General features: G+C 38.0%; 17 protein-coding genes. 10 read left to right on the forward strand and 7 right to left on the reverse strand.

Features of this window, described 5'->3' with window-relative positions; genetic code table 11:
* Positions 1-2: 2 nt before the first annotated feature.
* Entirely contained in the window at positions 3-635 is a 633-nt protein-coding gene (locus AWW73_RS13615) for an alpha/beta hydrolase (protein ID WP_062849909.1), read from the reverse strand.
* Positions 636-760: 125 nt separating this feature from the next.
* On the opposite strand from AWW73_RS13615, the gene yaaA reads away from it, so the two are divergent.
* Both yaaA and AWW73_RS13625 read left to right on the forward strand, forming a co-directional pair.
* A complete protein-coding gene (yaaA, locus tag AWW73_RS13620; protein WP_062849910.1) occupies positions 761-1,534 on the forward strand; it encodes a peroxide stress protein YaaA in 774 nt (257 codons plus the stop codon).
* A 19-nt stretch (positions 1,535-1,553) separates the two neighbouring features.
* On the forward strand, positions 1,554-2,177 hold the full coding sequence (locus AWW73_RS13625) for an HD domain-containing protein (protein ID WP_062849911.1): 624 nt from the start codon (positions 1,554-1,556) through the stop codon (positions 2,175-2,177).
* Between the two features lie 126 nt (positions 2,178-2,303).
* On the opposite strand, the gene AWW73_RS13630 is transcribed toward AWW73_RS13625, so the two are convergent.
* The 5 genes from AWW73_RS13630 to AWW73_RS13650 all read right to left on the reverse strand — a co-directional run bounded on the left by AWW73_RS13630 (position 2,304) and on the right by AWW73_RS13650 (position 5,035).
* Positions 2,304-3,089 carry a thiazole synthase gene (locus AWW73_RS13630; RefSeq protein ID WP_001154366.1) on the reverse strand — a complete coding sequence of 262 codons (786 nt, stop codon included), beginning with the start codon at positions 3,087-3,089 and terminating at the stop codon, positions 2,304-2,306.
* 13 nt (positions 3,090-3,102) lie between these two features.
* A complete protein-coding gene (gene thiS, locus AWW73_RS13635) occupies positions 3,103-3,300 on the reverse strand; it encodes a sulfur carrier protein ThiS (RefSeq protein WP_016145882.1) in 198 nt (65 codons plus the stop codon).
* Positions 3,301-3,313: 13 nt separating this feature from the next.
* Complete coding sequence (locus tag AWW73_RS13640; RefSeq protein WP_031948894.1) at positions 3,314-3,679, reverse strand: DUF423 domain-containing protein; 366 nt, start codon at positions 3,677-3,679, stop codon at positions 3,314-3,316.
* A gap of 110 nt (positions 3,680-3,789) precedes the next feature.
* Positions 3,790-4,656 carry an RNA polymerase sigma factor RpoH gene (gene rpoH, locus AWW73_RS13645; protein ID WP_002115267.1) on the reverse strand — a complete coding sequence of 289 codons (867 nt, stop codon included), beginning with the start codon at positions 4,654-4,656 and terminating at the stop codon, positions 3,790-3,792.
* Between the two features lie 133 nt (positions 4,657-4,789).
* Entirely contained in the window at positions 4,790-5,035 is a 246-nt protein-coding gene (locus AWW73_RS13650) for a sulfurtransferase TusA family protein (RefSeq protein WP_016145881.1), read from the reverse strand.
* Positions 5,036-5,408: 373 nt separating this feature from the next.
* Between AWW73_RS13650 and AWW73_RS13655 the strand changes: the two genes are divergently transcribed.
* A complete protein-coding gene (locus AWW73_RS13655) occupies positions 5,409-5,621 on the forward strand; it encodes a cold-shock protein (RefSeq protein ID WP_000126912.1) in 213 nt (70 codons plus the stop codon).
* Between the two features lie 109 nt (positions 5,622-5,730).
* Positions 5,731-6,882: an ATP-dependent RNA helicase RhlB gene (gene rhlB / locus AWW73_RS13660; RefSeq protein WP_016140502.1), complete on the forward strand. Its 1,152-nt coding sequence runs from the start codon at positions 5,731-5,733 to the stop codon at positions 6,880-6,882.
* A gap of 39 nt (positions 6,883-6,921) precedes the next feature.
* Here rhlB and AWW73_RS13665 read toward each other — a convergent pair whose 3' ends face one another.
* Positions 6,922-7,302 carry a putative periplasmic lipoprotein gene (locus AWW73_RS13665; RefSeq protein ID WP_016140503.1) on the reverse strand — a complete coding sequence of 127 codons (381 nt, stop codon included), beginning with the start codon at positions 7,300-7,302 and terminating at the stop codon, positions 6,922-6,924.
* A gap of 204 nt (positions 7,303-7,506) precedes the next feature.
* On the opposite strand from AWW73_RS13665, the gene AWW73_RS13670 reads away from it, so the two are divergent.
* From AWW73_RS13670 to AWW73_RS13695, 6 genes are all read left to right on the forward strand, one after another.
* On the forward strand, positions 7,507-8,082 hold the full coding sequence (locus AWW73_RS13670) for a nitroreductase family protein (protein WP_062849912.1): 576 nt from the start codon (positions 7,507-7,509) through the stop codon (positions 8,080-8,082).
* 34 nt (positions 8,083-8,116) lie between these two features.
* Complete coding sequence (locus AWW73_RS13675) at positions 8,117-9,190, forward strand: NAD(P)H-dependent glycerol-3-phosphate dehydrogenase (protein WP_016140505.1); 1,074 nt, start codon at positions 8,117-8,119, stop codon at positions 9,188-9,190.
* Between the two features lie 56 nt (positions 9,191-9,246).
* Positions 9,247-9,702: a SixA phosphatase family protein gene (locus tag AWW73_RS13680; protein WP_005068324.1), complete on the forward strand. Its 456-nt coding sequence runs from the start codon at positions 9,247-9,249 to the stop codon at positions 9,700-9,702.
* Between the two features lie 23 nt (positions 9,703-9,725).
* Positions 9,726-10,865, forward strand: a complete 1,140-nt coding sequence (gene gspL / locus AWW73_RS13685; protein WP_016145879.1) for a type II secretion system protein GspL — start codon at positions 9,726-9,728, stop codon at positions 10,863-10,865.
* Positions 10,865-11,344, forward strand: a complete 480-nt coding sequence (gene gspM, locus AWW73_RS13690; RefSeq protein WP_016145878.1) for a type II secretion system protein GspM — start codon at positions 10,865-10,867, stop codon at positions 11,342-11,344. The genes gspL and gspM overlap by 1 nt, the downstream gene beginning before the upstream one ends.
* A gap of 89 nt (positions 11,345-11,433) precedes the next feature.
* Positions 11,434-12,438, forward strand: coding sequence for a quinone-dependent dihydroorotate dehydrogenase (locus tag AWW73_RS13695; RefSeq protein WP_062849913.1), 1,005 nt, complete (start codon positions 11,434-11,436; stop codon positions 12,436-12,438).
* Positions 12,439-12,440: the final 2 nt, after the last annotated feature.

Raw genomic sequence — 12,440 nt, forward strand, 5'->3', positions numbered from 1 at the left:
GTTTATTTCATAATAATAAAGCGTGTAATGATTTGACGAAGCTGTTTTAAATAACCTGTAAAGAAGTGGTTAGCACCCGGTAAAATTGTGATTGGATGCTTTTGTGGTTTTGCCCAGGCAATTGCATCTGAAAGTAAAGTAATGTCATCTTGCTCACCATGAATGAGTAGAATATCACCTTGAATTTCAGGAGTTTTATAGTGACGTAAACCTACTACAGTAGCTGTTGGTAAACCACATAAAATTAACTGTACAGGTCGTAATTCAGCTTCAAGCTGTGCAAAGCATTTTGCTAAAACATGTGAGCCAAAGCTAAAACCACCTGCATAAAACGGTAAGCCTTTATGAAGTTTACGGACATGTTCAATTACAGCTAAAATATCTTCAGTTTCACCATGGCCTTCATCATGAATACCTTCACTGCCGCCTAAACCACGAAAACTTGGGCGGTAAACAATGCAACCATATTCATTAAAGATTTGGGTTAAAAGGGCAGGGACTTTATGTTGAGGGGTTCCACCTTGCAATGGGTGCGGATGACAAACCACCGCAAAGCCTTTGATTTCACCTTCAGGGCGGTCAACGAAAAGTTCAATTTTACCTACTGGACCCTGGATGAAAGTTTGCTCAGACATATAAGAACCGCTAAATAACAATACGTGATGCTATTTTACCGATAGTCGTCATTGAAAACACGAGTTAGCATTAAAAAATATCTACTGTTATAGTTGGCATTAATAATAATTTTTTCAGGTTGTCTATGCTTGCTTTAATTTCTCCTGCAAAAACTTTAGATTATGAAACAGCGTTACCTACAGATGAGTTTACTCAGCCTCGCTTGTTAGAAAACTCAGCACAATTAATTGATGTTTGTCGCAAACTTTCTGCTTCGGAAATTGCCAATTTAATGAGTGTCAGTGAAAAAATTGCCACACTAAATGCAGATCGATTTAGAGATTGGAATCCCGAATTTAATTTCTCAAATGCTCGCCAAGCAATCTATGCATTTAAAGGGGATGTTTACACCGGTTTAGATGCTTATCATTTAAAAGACAAAGATATTAATTTTGCACAGCAGCATTTGCGTATGCTGTCTGGTCTATATGGTTTATTGCGTCCTTTAGATTTAATGATGCCTTATCGTTTAGAAATGGGTACTAAATTAAAAAATATTCGCGGTCACAATTTGTATGAATTCTGGGGTGAAATTATCACCAATCAGATTAATGAAGATTTGGCAGCAATTAAATCTGAATTGTTGGTAAATCTAGCTTCAGATGAATATTACAAATCGGTCAATGAGAAGAAAATTAAGGCTGAAATTGTTAAGCCTGTTTTTCTTGACCAAAAAAATGGCAAATATAAAGTCATTAGTTTTTATGCGAAAAAAGCGCGCGGTTTAATGGCTCGTTTTATTGTTGAAAACCAACTAAATAAAGCTGAAGACATCAAAGCATTTAATACCGAAGGTTACTACTTTGATGCTGAGAATTCATCAGCAAAAGAGTTGGTGTTTAAACGTGATGAGCAATAATCCTAAGCGTGGTTAATAGATGATGATGCAGCTTTATTTATTAAAACTGGAACTTTTTTGGTTTGAGCTGCATCAGCATTATCATTTTTCCGAACCGCAGAAAATTTATGATGAACTTATTGCGGCTTATAGTGAAAAGCAGCGAGCCTATCATACCGTCCAACATTTATATGAATGTTTGAGTTTGTATGAATTGATTCGGTCTGAGTTAAATGATCCTTATTCTGTTGAATTGGCTCTTTGGTTTCATGATGCGGTCTATGATCCAGAAGCTAAAGACAATGAACTTAAGAGTGTTGAGTTATTTGAACAAGCGATGGCGCAAGATTTATCATCCGATACTCTAGAGAAAATAAAACGTTGGATTCTTGCGACTCAAAAGCATGCATCAACCGATGAAACAGATTTGCAATTTTTATTGGATATTGATTTAGCTATTTTGGCAGCAACACCTGAACGTTTTATCCAGTATGAACAGCAAATTCAGCAGGAATATGCTTGGGTTGATCCAGAAGTATATTCAATTAAGAGAAAACAAGTTTTAATGCATTTTTATCAGTCTGAGCCGCTTTATCAAACTGCATATTTCCAAAAGAATTTTGAGTTAAACGCCAAGCAAAATTTAAAGCAAATATTAGAATAGCTTAAGCTAACTATAAGAATTGAAATTTGTGAATTGAATAAAGAGATACAAATTTAAAAAGACAAAAAATGCTTAGACGAGAGGATAGAGGAACCACTGAAGAAGCAGTGATTCCTTAGAAATAAATTACTTAAAGAAATAACCTGTTTCAGGCGAGCTTGCATTTGCCATACGCTTACGTGGCATACGACCAGCTAAAAATGCTTCACGTCCTGCTTCAACAGCTTTTTTCATTGCAGAAGCCATCAAAATAGGATTTTGAGCAGCTGCAATCGCTGTGTTCATCAATACCCCATCACAACCGAGTTCCATTGCAATTGCAGCATCACTTGCTGTACCAACGCCTGCATCTACCAAAACTGGCACTTTCGCATTTTCTTTAATAATTGAAATGGTATGTGGATTTAAAATGCCTAAACCTGAGCCAATCAGACTGCCTAAAGGCATGATCGCAACGCAACCCATACTTTCGAGTTCTTGCGCAATGATTGGGTCATCTGAAGTGTAGACCATAATCTCAAAACCGTCATCAATTAAAGTACGCGCTGCTTTTAAAGTTTCGGTCACATTTGGATATAAGGTTTTCTCATCGCCCAAAACTTCAAGTTTTACTAGGTTATGACCATCAAGTAGCTCACGCGCTAACATACAAGTCCGTACAGCGCTGTCAGCATCGAAACAACCTGCAGTATTTGGCAAGATTGTATATTTTTCTGGCGGAATAACTGAGAGTAAGTTTGGTTGATCCGGATTTTGTCCAATATTCACACGGCGAATTGCGACAGTTACGATTTCTGCACCACTGGCTTGAATAGCTAAATCCGTTTCATTTAAGTCTTTATATTTGCCAGTTCCAACCAATAAACGAGATTGGAAAGAACGTGAACCAATAATGAGAGGGGTGTCTTGCATGGATAACTCCGACTTAGCCGCCGCCAACAGCGTGAATAATTTCGATACGGTCATGTTGAGCAATAGTGATTTGCTCTAATTTGCTTTTAGAAACGATTTGCTGGTTGTGTTCTACCGCAAAGCGTTTCCCTTCAAGTGCCAGTTCCTGAATGAGTTGCAACAGGTTTTGACAAGGCGTGTCCGTTAATTCGCCATTTAAATAAATTTGCATGATCACATTCCGATTATTTTGCGTATTTGAAAGCATTCCAAGCCAATACTAGCCATCCCGCAATCATTAAAGCTCCACCGATTGGCGTAATAGCACCTAATATTCGTGGTAAACCTAGTGCCATGATGTAAAGCGAACCACAAAAAAATAGAATACCAATCTGGAGAAGTAGAAAAGATAACTTGATTGGGAAATCAGGAAGAACCTTACTTAAAATACCAAGCGCTAATAGACCTAATGCATGATAAAAAAAGTAGTCGGTTGCAGTCTGCCACCAAGCAAGTTGCTCGGGACCTGCGTAAGCTTTAAGACCATGTGCTCCAAAAGCACCCAACATGACTGCAAAGGCAAGATTAAGGGCTGAAATGGCGATCCACATAACAAAAAACGCAACTGAATAATGAAAGGCAACGTTAACATAGATTGGGTTGGCTAAACATAGCCAGATAAAACAAAAGGGCGAATCGCCCTTTTATTTTTTAATTTTTTCTAGCTTGCTGACATCGCGGTTTTAATCTTTTCCATCGCATTTTTTTCAAGCTGACGAATACGCTCTGCCGAAACATTGTATTCAGCCGCTAACTCGTGAAGAGTAGATTTATCATCATCTAACCAGCGGCGTTGTAAAATATTGCGTGAACGGTCATCTAGCTGGTCCATTGCATCATGCAAGGCAGAAGTACTTTGCTCTTCCCAGTCTTCGTTTTCGACTAAACGAGCAGGGTCGTAGCGGTTATCTTCAAGATATAACGCAGGGGCAGTATGTGGTGTGTCGTCGTCGTCATCACCTTGCGCTTCAAAAGCAGCATCATAGGCAGTTAAACGACCTTCCATTTCCAGAACTTGTTCTGGCGTCACATTTAAGTCATTAGCAATCGATTGAGCTTCTTCGAGCGTTAATTTTTTACTCGATTTTTTTAGACTACGTAAATTGAAAAATAATTTACGCTGAGCTTTTGTCGTTGCAATTTTGACAATACGCCAGTTGCGAATAACGTATTCATGAATTTCTGCCTTAATCCAATGGACGGCAAAAGATACTAAACGTACGCCCATATTTGGGTCGAAACGTTTCACGGCTTTCATTAAGCCTAAATTACCTTCTTGAATAAGGTCGCCTTGTGGTAGGCCATAACCTGCATAGCTGCGCGCAATATGAACGACAAAACGTAAATGCGACATTACCAGCATTTTTGCGGCATCAAGATCTTGGTCATAATAATAACGCTCAGCAAGTTCTTTTTCTTGCTCGGCCGTTAAAATAGGAATCTGATTGACAGTACTGATATATGCACCAAGGTTTACACCGGGCGCAGACAATGACAGGGGCATCAATTGATTGCTGCTGTCACTCATGAGTTCTCCTTATAGGATCGAATGGAATAACCAATAAATTCATCTTAATTTGAATCAGCTTCATAATTAAGGAAAATTGGGTATAGAAATGTAAAATTTTATGCAATTTCTAATCTTTTATTTTAGCAAAGAATTATTGAGTTTCAATTAAATAGTGAAATTCTCTCTCTGATACGTGTGTAGTTTGACACATAAAATGATGTAAACTACAGTAACGAGTTACATCAATTTCGCTATGTGGATCTGACGATTTTAATAAAAATTGTTGTTTGCCTGACGCTTTTTTAAGTTCACGCTTTAGCATTAACAGTGGCATTGGACAGGGCTGCCCAAGAGCATTAATTTCAATGGGTGCTGTATTAGAAGAAGTATTGCTCATTCATCATCAAAACAACTAAAAAAAATATTCTAACAAATTTTTAGCAAATACAGCATATTTTATAGAACCTGATACGGATAATTTCTATAAAAAATATTGTAATAAGCTGTTTAAAAAAAGAACTAAAAATAGGGGAAATAATTGAAAAAAATTCTATTAATTGTCATAAACCCGTGTTAAGCTCGAACCGTTTTAGGATTTACCACACAATCAAATTGATTTAATAACCCTATAACAAATGGATGTAACCGGAAATTGTTGATAGTTTTACAGAATGATTACAAGCTTTAAGATTATAAATATTTTAAAACCTTGTTTGCTCTGCTGTTTGCAACACCGGAAGGTCCTTTTTTCAACATCTGAGGATTGACTTATGACAGCTCGTGAACAAGGCGTAGTAAAGTGGTTTAATGACACTAAAGGCTTTGGTTTTATTCAACGTAACGGCGGCGACGATGTATTCGTTCACTTCCGTGCAATCGTAGGTGACGGTCACCGTTCTCTACGTGATGGTCAACGTGTAGAGTTTAGCGTTGTACAAGGTCAAAAAGGTTTTCAAGCTGAAAACGTTCAGCCTTTAGACTAAGACTAATTCATCTTTTTGATGAATGATGGACGCTCCAATTTTTGAATTGGGGCGTTTTTGTTTATAATGATCTTCTCATTCGAGAGATTGTTTGTTAGAGCACGTATTTATGACATCTGGTTTTGAAACCTTGAATTTACATCCGCAACTTAAAAAGGCGATTGATGCTTTAGGGTTTACTCAAATGACCCCAATTCAGCAAAAGGTTTTAAAATATACATTAGCCGGGCATGATGCAATTGGGCGAGCACAGACAGGAACTGGTAAAACAGCTGCCTTTCTGATTAGTGTAATTAATGATTTGCTCAATAATCCGGTTCAAGAGCAGCGTTTCCGTGGCGAGCCTCGTGCCTTAATTTTGGCACCCACTCGTGAATTGGCGTTGCAAATTGAAAGTGATGCAAAGCTACTCACGAAATTTTCAGATTTGCACCTTGTAACATTATTAGGTGGTGTAGATTTTGATAAGCAAAAGAAACAGCTAGATGCTAATTTTGTCGATATCATGGTCGCTACCCCTGGGCGTTTAATTGATTTTGTAGAACAAAAAGAAGTTTGGCTCGATCAAATTGAATTTTTAGTGATTGATGAAGCTGACCGTTTACTGGACATGGGTTTTATTCCTTCTGTAAAACGTATTGTCCGTTACTCTCCGCGTAAGGAACAACGTCAAACGCTCATGTTCTCCGCGACATTTAGTTATGATGTACTTAATTTGGCAAGACAATGGTTGTTTGAACCTATCACTGTTGAAATTGAGCCTGAGCAAAAGACCAATAACGATGTAGAGCAACGTGTTTACGTTGTGGCTAAACAAGATAAATATCGTTTACTACAAGATATCTTGCGTGAAGAGCCGATCGATAAAGTCATGATTTTTGCTAATCGACGTGATCAGGTACGCCGTCTCTATGATCATTTAAAGAAAGATGGATACAGAGTCGGTATGCTTTCGGGTGAGATTGCTCAAGATAAACGTTTAAAAATGTTAGAGCAATTTAAGCAAGGTAAACATAATATTATGATTGCGACGGATGTTGCTGGTCGTGGTATTCATGTAGATGGCGTATCGCATGTCATTAACTTTACCTTGCCTGAACAGTCTGATGATTATGTGCACCGTATTGGACGTACAGGTCGCGCTGGGTCACAAGGAGTAAGTATTAGTTTTCTTTCGGAAGACGATGCCTTTTATTTACCCGAAATTGAAAAAGCAATTGGCAAGAAATTACCACTGACCAGATTAGATGGTTACTGCTAATAAAAAAATCCCAATCAAATGATTGGGATTTTTTTTTGATTAATTAATTTTACAATAGAAAGTAAGCGTTGTTTGATAGTCATCATCTTTTGCTAAAGACGCATTTTTACCAGTTAATGTGCCAATGACACCTGCAGCAGCTTCAACCATTTGACCAGTTTTTTCACTTACAACATCTTTTAATACACCGTTGTAGGTTGTTTTTTCATCCACAACGACTGGTGAAGTGCTTTTTGAGCAAGTTTTTTGGGCTGCTGTAATTGCATTGTTTTTTGCAATTAAATTGGTTTTGCCAATACCTGTAACTTCAAACTGATTATTTTCTTTCTGAACTGCTAGAGTGTTTTTAGGAGTAGTTGCACAAGCACCAAGTAATAAAACAACACCGCTCATTGCGCTCGCTAAAATTATTTTTTTCATAATTCACCTAAAGTTAATCGCTAAAAGATATTGCCATTTGAACACAGGTTTTCTAATTGATTTTGAATACGTTGTATGAGTTTTGATGTTTTGTATTAAAAAATGTCAAAGTGAGAGTTCGTTAATTTTATAAGCTAGATTCAATGGTGGATTAACGGTAGATTATGCTAATCTATTTTGAATTTTTGAGTTAGATCAATATTAATGACGGATTCAGCAATACAAGTAATTCACCAAAATATTCATCAGCGTCAGTCTATTGGCCAATTAGTTGAGCCAGCTCCAAATACAGAGCAATTAGAGTTAGCTTTCCAAGCAGCTTTGACAGCTCCAGATCATCATAGACTTAAGCCAACACGTTTTGTGGTAATTCCGGGCGAACAACGTGCTGCTTTCGGTGAAGTTTTAGCAAATGCCTTGGCTGATTTAGGTGAAACTGATCCCGCTCAACTCGAACGAGTTAAACAACATCCTTTTCGCGCCCCGCTACTCATTTTGGCGCTTACACAATTACAAGATCATCCAAAAGTACCGCATTTTGAACAAATCTTAAGTACAGGGGCCGCAGTACAAAATCTTTTGTTATCTTTGCAAGCTCAAGGTTTTTCGACCATGTGGCGTAGTGGTGCAGTTGTCGAATCAAATTGGTTAAAACAGCATTTAGGCCTGCAAGCCCGTGATTTAATTTCAGGTATTATTTACGTCGGCACGGCAGCTAAAGTAATTGCACCGCGTGCTGATATTGAAAGTAAAGAATTCGTAAAAGTTTGGCAGGCTTAAAAGTCTGTAAAAGTAAGAAATAGGATAATAAAAGATGGCTGAATTTAAGTTTACAGATTTGGTAGAACCTGTTGCGGTTGATAAAAAAACCGCTTTACGTATTACCGTTCTAGGGGGAGGGAGCTTCGGAACGGCTATGGCAAATTTAGCTGCACGTAACGGTTGCGATACCATGATCTGGATTCGTGATGCCGAAACAGCTGAGGAAATTAATAAAACTCACATTAATAAACGTTATTTGCCGGACTTTACTTTAGAGTCATCATTACGTGCCGTGTCTGATCTTGAGCAAGCCGTGTGTGACCGAGATATTATTTTGGTCGCAATTCCAAGTCACTCATTCCGTGATGTCTTAAAACAAATTGCTCCATATATTACTGCACAAGCGGTTGTTTCTTTAACCAAGGGTATTGAAGCTAAAACTTTCAGCTTCATGAGCGATATTATTCGTGAAGAATTGCCTGAAGTTCCCTATGGCGTACTATCAGGTCCAAACCTTGCAAAAGAAATTATGGCGGGTATGCCGTCGGGTACCGTTATTGCTAGTGATTCGGAATTGGTTCGTTATGCTGTGCAACATGCTCTGCATAGTGCTTTATTCCGTGTTTTTGGTAGTGATGATGTGCACGGTGTGGAGTTGGGTGGTGCGCTTAAAAATATTTATGCGGTTGCAATGGGAATTGGGGCAGCTTACAAGATTGGTGAAAATACCAAGAGTATGATTTTAACCCGTGCTTTGGCCGAGATGAGTCGTTTTGCAGTAAAACAAGGTGCAAATCCGCTTACATTCTTGGGGTTGTCAGGTGTGGGTGATTTATTTGCGACTTGTAATAGTCCTTTAAGCCGTAATTATCAGATTGGCTATGCTTTAGGTTCGGGTAAAACACTTGATCAAGCAAGTAAAGAGTTGGGGCAAACAGCAGAAGGCATCAATACCATTGTTCAGGTGCGTGGTAAAGCAGAAGAACTAGATGTTTATATGCCAATTACTAATGCTTTATATGAAGTTATTTTTGAAGGGGCACCTCCTTTAAATATTGCATTATCTCTTATGAAAAACGGACACCGTAGTGATGTAGAATTTGTTTTACCTCATCATGAAGTCTGAAGAAGAAATGTCATAAATTGTGGTTATAATGCAAGAATTATTAACAAGGAAAATTTATGCAACTAACATTGGTTCGCCACGGGGAAGCTGCTCCACCAGTAAATGGTAATGATACTAAACGTCCTCTTACTGCTCGTGGACATGCTCAAGCTGAACAGACAGCAACATTTTTAAAAGATATTGTTAAGCCTGATATTTTTGTGGTCAGTCCTTTGCTACGTGCTCAAGAGACATTAGCTCATATTCAAGCGTATTTTAAAGATGTGCCTGTGTTGTTATGCGATAAAATTAAACCGGATGATAATGCTAAGGAAGCAGTTGAGTGGTTGTCACAAATTCCTTATGAGTCAATTGTAGTAGTTTGTCATATGAATGTAGTAGGGCATATTGCTGAGCTACTGACTCATGAAAACTTTAATCCATTTGCACTGGCTGAAGCTCGAATTTATGATCAGGCAGTGATTGCAACTGGTTTATCAACACAAAAAAATAGTTTTATACCCACAATATAAATAAAAAGGTTATTTAGCCCATTATGCTGTATTTATGGATGCCTGAAACCAATGGAATATGGCATTGGTCTAACGGAGAAAACTGGTTGCAGGCTGAAAGCCTCGATCAATTAATACAAGACCTACAATTGCATCAAGGAAGAGAGGCTGTTGTCTTTTTTCCTAGTCGTCATGCTCAGGTACTCCAGCAACAAATAGCAAAGTCTCATTACAAGCAACTAGGGGCAGAAGGTGTTAAATATCTGCTTGAAGAATTTGTAACTTTGCCTATTGATCACATGAAAGTAGTTCATCATTTTCATGCTGATCAATTAACAGTATTGGGCGTTGCGAAAACTACTGTGGAAACATGGCAACATGCGATGAATTTGTTGCCAATCAAGCTGGTTGCTTTGTTGCCAGACTTTTTGATTTTGCCGGAACCCCAAGATCAACAAGTGATTTTGTGTAATATTGATCAAAAATTACTAGCACGTGAAAGTAAATGGGTGGGTAATTCACTTGATGATTTGGGATTATTTTTGGAGTTCCAGCCAGTTGAAACACATTATCAATATAGTGGGCTGACTGTAGAGCAGTTAGAAAGCTTAGAAGCGGCTTCTAGTGTAGAGCAGCGTTCAGAATTTTTTTATCAGTTTCAGGGCTTAGATAAACCTAAACAGCATCCTTTTAATGTTTTACCAAAAGCCAAAGGTCAAGAACAAGCTGTTTCTGGTTACTGGAAAGCATGTGCTGTTCTTCTTTTAGCAATAATTGTGGTTCAGTTTAGCTATGATTTGTTACGTTGGGTGAAATTAAGAAATGTAGCAAATCAAACAGCTGAGCAAACGATTGAGCAATATAAGTACTGGTTTGGTCCATCTAGTCGTGTAAATGAACAAAATATAAAAAGCCAATTTGAAAGTCATTTAAGAATGAGTAAGCAGGGCGATACACAAGCACTTTCTCTGTTGAGTCGTGTTGGACCTATTTTAATGCAAAGACAAATTTTAGCTCAGCAATTAAATTATGATGCTTCTACACTAACTATGGCTTTAAAAGCGAAATCTGGAGATGATTTGCAAGCTTTAACACAGCAGCTTAATCAGCAAGGATTTAAGGCGGAGTTAGGTAATGTTCAAGCCGATGGTGGTGGGGCAATTGGGGTGGTGAAAATACAATAATGAAAATGTTAGCTCAATTGCAAAACCGCTTTGATCAGTGGGTTGAACAAGTTAATCAATATTTAGACCGTTTAACTGTCCGTGAACGTATCATGGTGGTCTTTACTACAATTTTTGTAGTCGTGGCTATTATTGGAGCTTCACTTTGGAAAATGCATTCCTTAGCAGAACAACAGCAACAACGCTTAAATGATTTAAAAGATTTGATGGTGTGGATGCAAAGTAATGCAGTCACTATGAAACCTGCGAGTGAGCTTGAGTTGGGTCAAGCAGAAAAAATACAACGTGTAGCTCAACAACAAGGCTTAACTGTTACTTCTCAGCAAAATGGTGAGCAGTTACAAATTATTGTTACGCATCAGAATTACGCAATTTTAGCTAACTTTTTAACCCAACTGGCACAAATGGGCTTAAGTATTGAAAAAATGGAAATGGTTTCAACTGAAGGGCAGATTAAATTAACAGCGACGGTTCAATAACATATTAAAATATGCTGGTCTTAAGCATGGTGTTTTGTGCTCCCTGTGCCTATAATATGCCTACCTAAAATCAGTAGATTGTGATTGGTATGTTATATTCACTTGCTCGCCCGATGTTGTTTAGTTTAGCACCAGAGCGTGCCCATGAATTAACATTATCTATGCTTGATAAAGCACATAAGTTCGGCCTATTACGTCAGAGCGTAGAAGCGAAACCAACGACTTGTATGGGAATTGAATTTCCAAATCCGGTAGGTTTAGCAGCTGGACTTGATAAAAATGGTGCACACATTGATGCACTGGCAGGACTAGGCTTTGGTTTTATTGAAATTGGAACCATTACACCTCGCCCTCAGTCCGGTAATCCACAGCCCCGCTTATTTCGTATTCCTGAAGCTAAAGCCATTATTAACCGTATGGGGTTTAATAATGATGGCGTTGATAAGTTGATTGAAAATGTCAAAGCTTCAAAATTTAAAGGAATTTTAGGCATTAATATTGGTAAGAATGCCGATACGCCTGTAGAAAAGGCTGTCGATGATTACCTAATTTGCCTAGAGAAAGTTTATAACTACGCTTCTTATATTACCGTTAATATTTCATCTCCAAATACTAAGAACTTAAGAAGTTTACAAAGCGGTGATGCATTAACTGAATTATTGCAAACCTTAAAAGAAAGACAACTTGAGCTTGCTGAACAATACAACCATTATGTTCCTTTGGTTTTAAAAGTTGCACCTGATTTAACACCTGAAGATGTTGAGTTTATTGCAGCACAATTATTGCATTTTAAAATTGATGGCTTAATTGTTACCAATACGACTCTATCAAGAGAGGGTGTGGAAAATCTTCCTCATGGTAACGAGTCTGGTGGCTTATCAGGCGCACCTGTTTTTGAAAAAAGTACCGAATGCTTACGTTTGTTTGCCCAAACATTAAAAGGTCAAATCCCGTTAATTGGTGTGGGTGGAATTTTGTCGGGTGAACAAGCAGCAGTCAAACAGCAAGCTGGAGCAACATTAGTACAGATCTATAGTGGGCTGATTTATACCGGTCCTATTTTAGTGAAACAATGTGTTGCAGCTATGTCTTAAGT

This window comes from Acinetobacter lactucae (assembly GCF_001605885.1).
In the GTDB taxonomy this organism is placed as follows: domain Bacteria; phylum Pseudomonadota; class Gammaproteobacteria; order Pseudomonadales; family Moraxellaceae; genus Acinetobacter; species Acinetobacter lactucae.

What these genes read in the sequence shown, in the direction of transcription:
- AWW73_RS13675 (WP_016140505.1), top strand. Translation starts at nt 8,117, where the DNA reads ATGGCTGAATTTAAGTTTACAGATTTGGTAGAACCTGTTGCGGTTGAT.
- AWW73_RS13630 (WP_001154366.1), bottom strand. Translation starts at nt 3,089, where the DNA reads ATGCAAGACACCCCTCTCATTATTGGTTCACGTTCTTTCCAATCTCGT.
- rpoH (WP_002115267.1), bottom strand. Translation starts at nt 4,656, where the DNA reads ATGAGTGACAGCAGCAATCAATTGATGCCCCTGTCATTGTCTGCGCCC.
- AWW73_RS13650 (WP_016145881.1), bottom strand. Translation starts at nt 5,035, where the DNA reads ATGAGCAATACTTCTTCTAATACAGCACCCATTGAAATTAATGCTCTT.
- gspM (WP_016145878.1), top strand. Translation starts at nt 10,865, where the DNA reads ATGAAAATGTTAGCTCAATTGCAAAACCGCTTTGATCAGTGGGTTGAA.
- AWW73_RS13695 (WP_062849913.1), top strand. Translation starts at nt 11,434, where the DNA reads ATGTTATATTCACTTGCTCGCCCGATGTTGTTTAGTTTAGCACCAGAG.
- AWW73_RS13625 (WP_062849911.1), top strand. Translation starts at nt 1,554, where the DNA reads ATGATGATGCAGCTTTATTTATTAAAACTGGAACTTTTTTGGTTTGAG.
- thiS (WP_016145882.1), bottom strand. Translation starts at nt 3,300, where the DNA reads ATGCAAATTTATTTAAATGGCGAATTAACGGACACGCCTTGTCAAAAC.
- AWW73_RS13615 (WP_062849909.1), bottom strand. Translation starts at nt 635, where the DNA reads ATGTCTGAGCAAACTTTCATCCAGGGTCCAGTAGGTAAAATTGAACTT.
- AWW73_RS13655 (WP_000126912.1), top strand. Translation starts at nt 5,409, where the DNA reads ATGACAGCTCGTGAACAAGGCGTAGTAAAGTGGTTTAATGACACTAAA.
- AWW73_RS13640 (WP_031948894.1), bottom strand. Translation starts at nt 3,679, where the DNA reads ATGTGGATCGCCATTTCAGCCCTTAATCTTGCCTTTGCAGTCATGTTG.
- AWW73_RS13680 (WP_005068324.1), top strand. Translation starts at nt 9,247, where the DNA reads ATGCAACTAACATTGGTTCGCCACGGGGAAGCTGCTCCACCAGTAAAT.
- AWW73_RS13670 (WP_062849912.1), top strand. Translation starts at nt 7,507, where the DNA reads ATGACGGATTCAGCAATACAAGTAATTCACCAAAATATTCATCAGCGT.
- gspL (WP_016145879.1), top strand. Translation starts at nt 9,726, where the DNA reads ATGCTGTATTTATGGATGCCTGAAACCAATGGAATATGGCATTGGTCT.
- rhlB (WP_016140502.1), top strand. Translation starts at nt 5,731, where the DNA reads ATGACATCTGGTTTTGAAACCTTGAATTTACATCCGCAACTTAAAAAG.
- yaaA (WP_062849910.1), top strand. Translation starts at nt 761, where the DNA reads ATGCTTGCTTTAATTTCTCCTGCAAAAACTTTAGATTATGAAACAGCG.
- AWW73_RS13665 (WP_016140503.1), bottom strand. Translation starts at nt 7,302, where the DNA reads ATGAAAAAAATAATTTTAGCGAGCGCAATGAGCGGTGTTGTTTTATTA.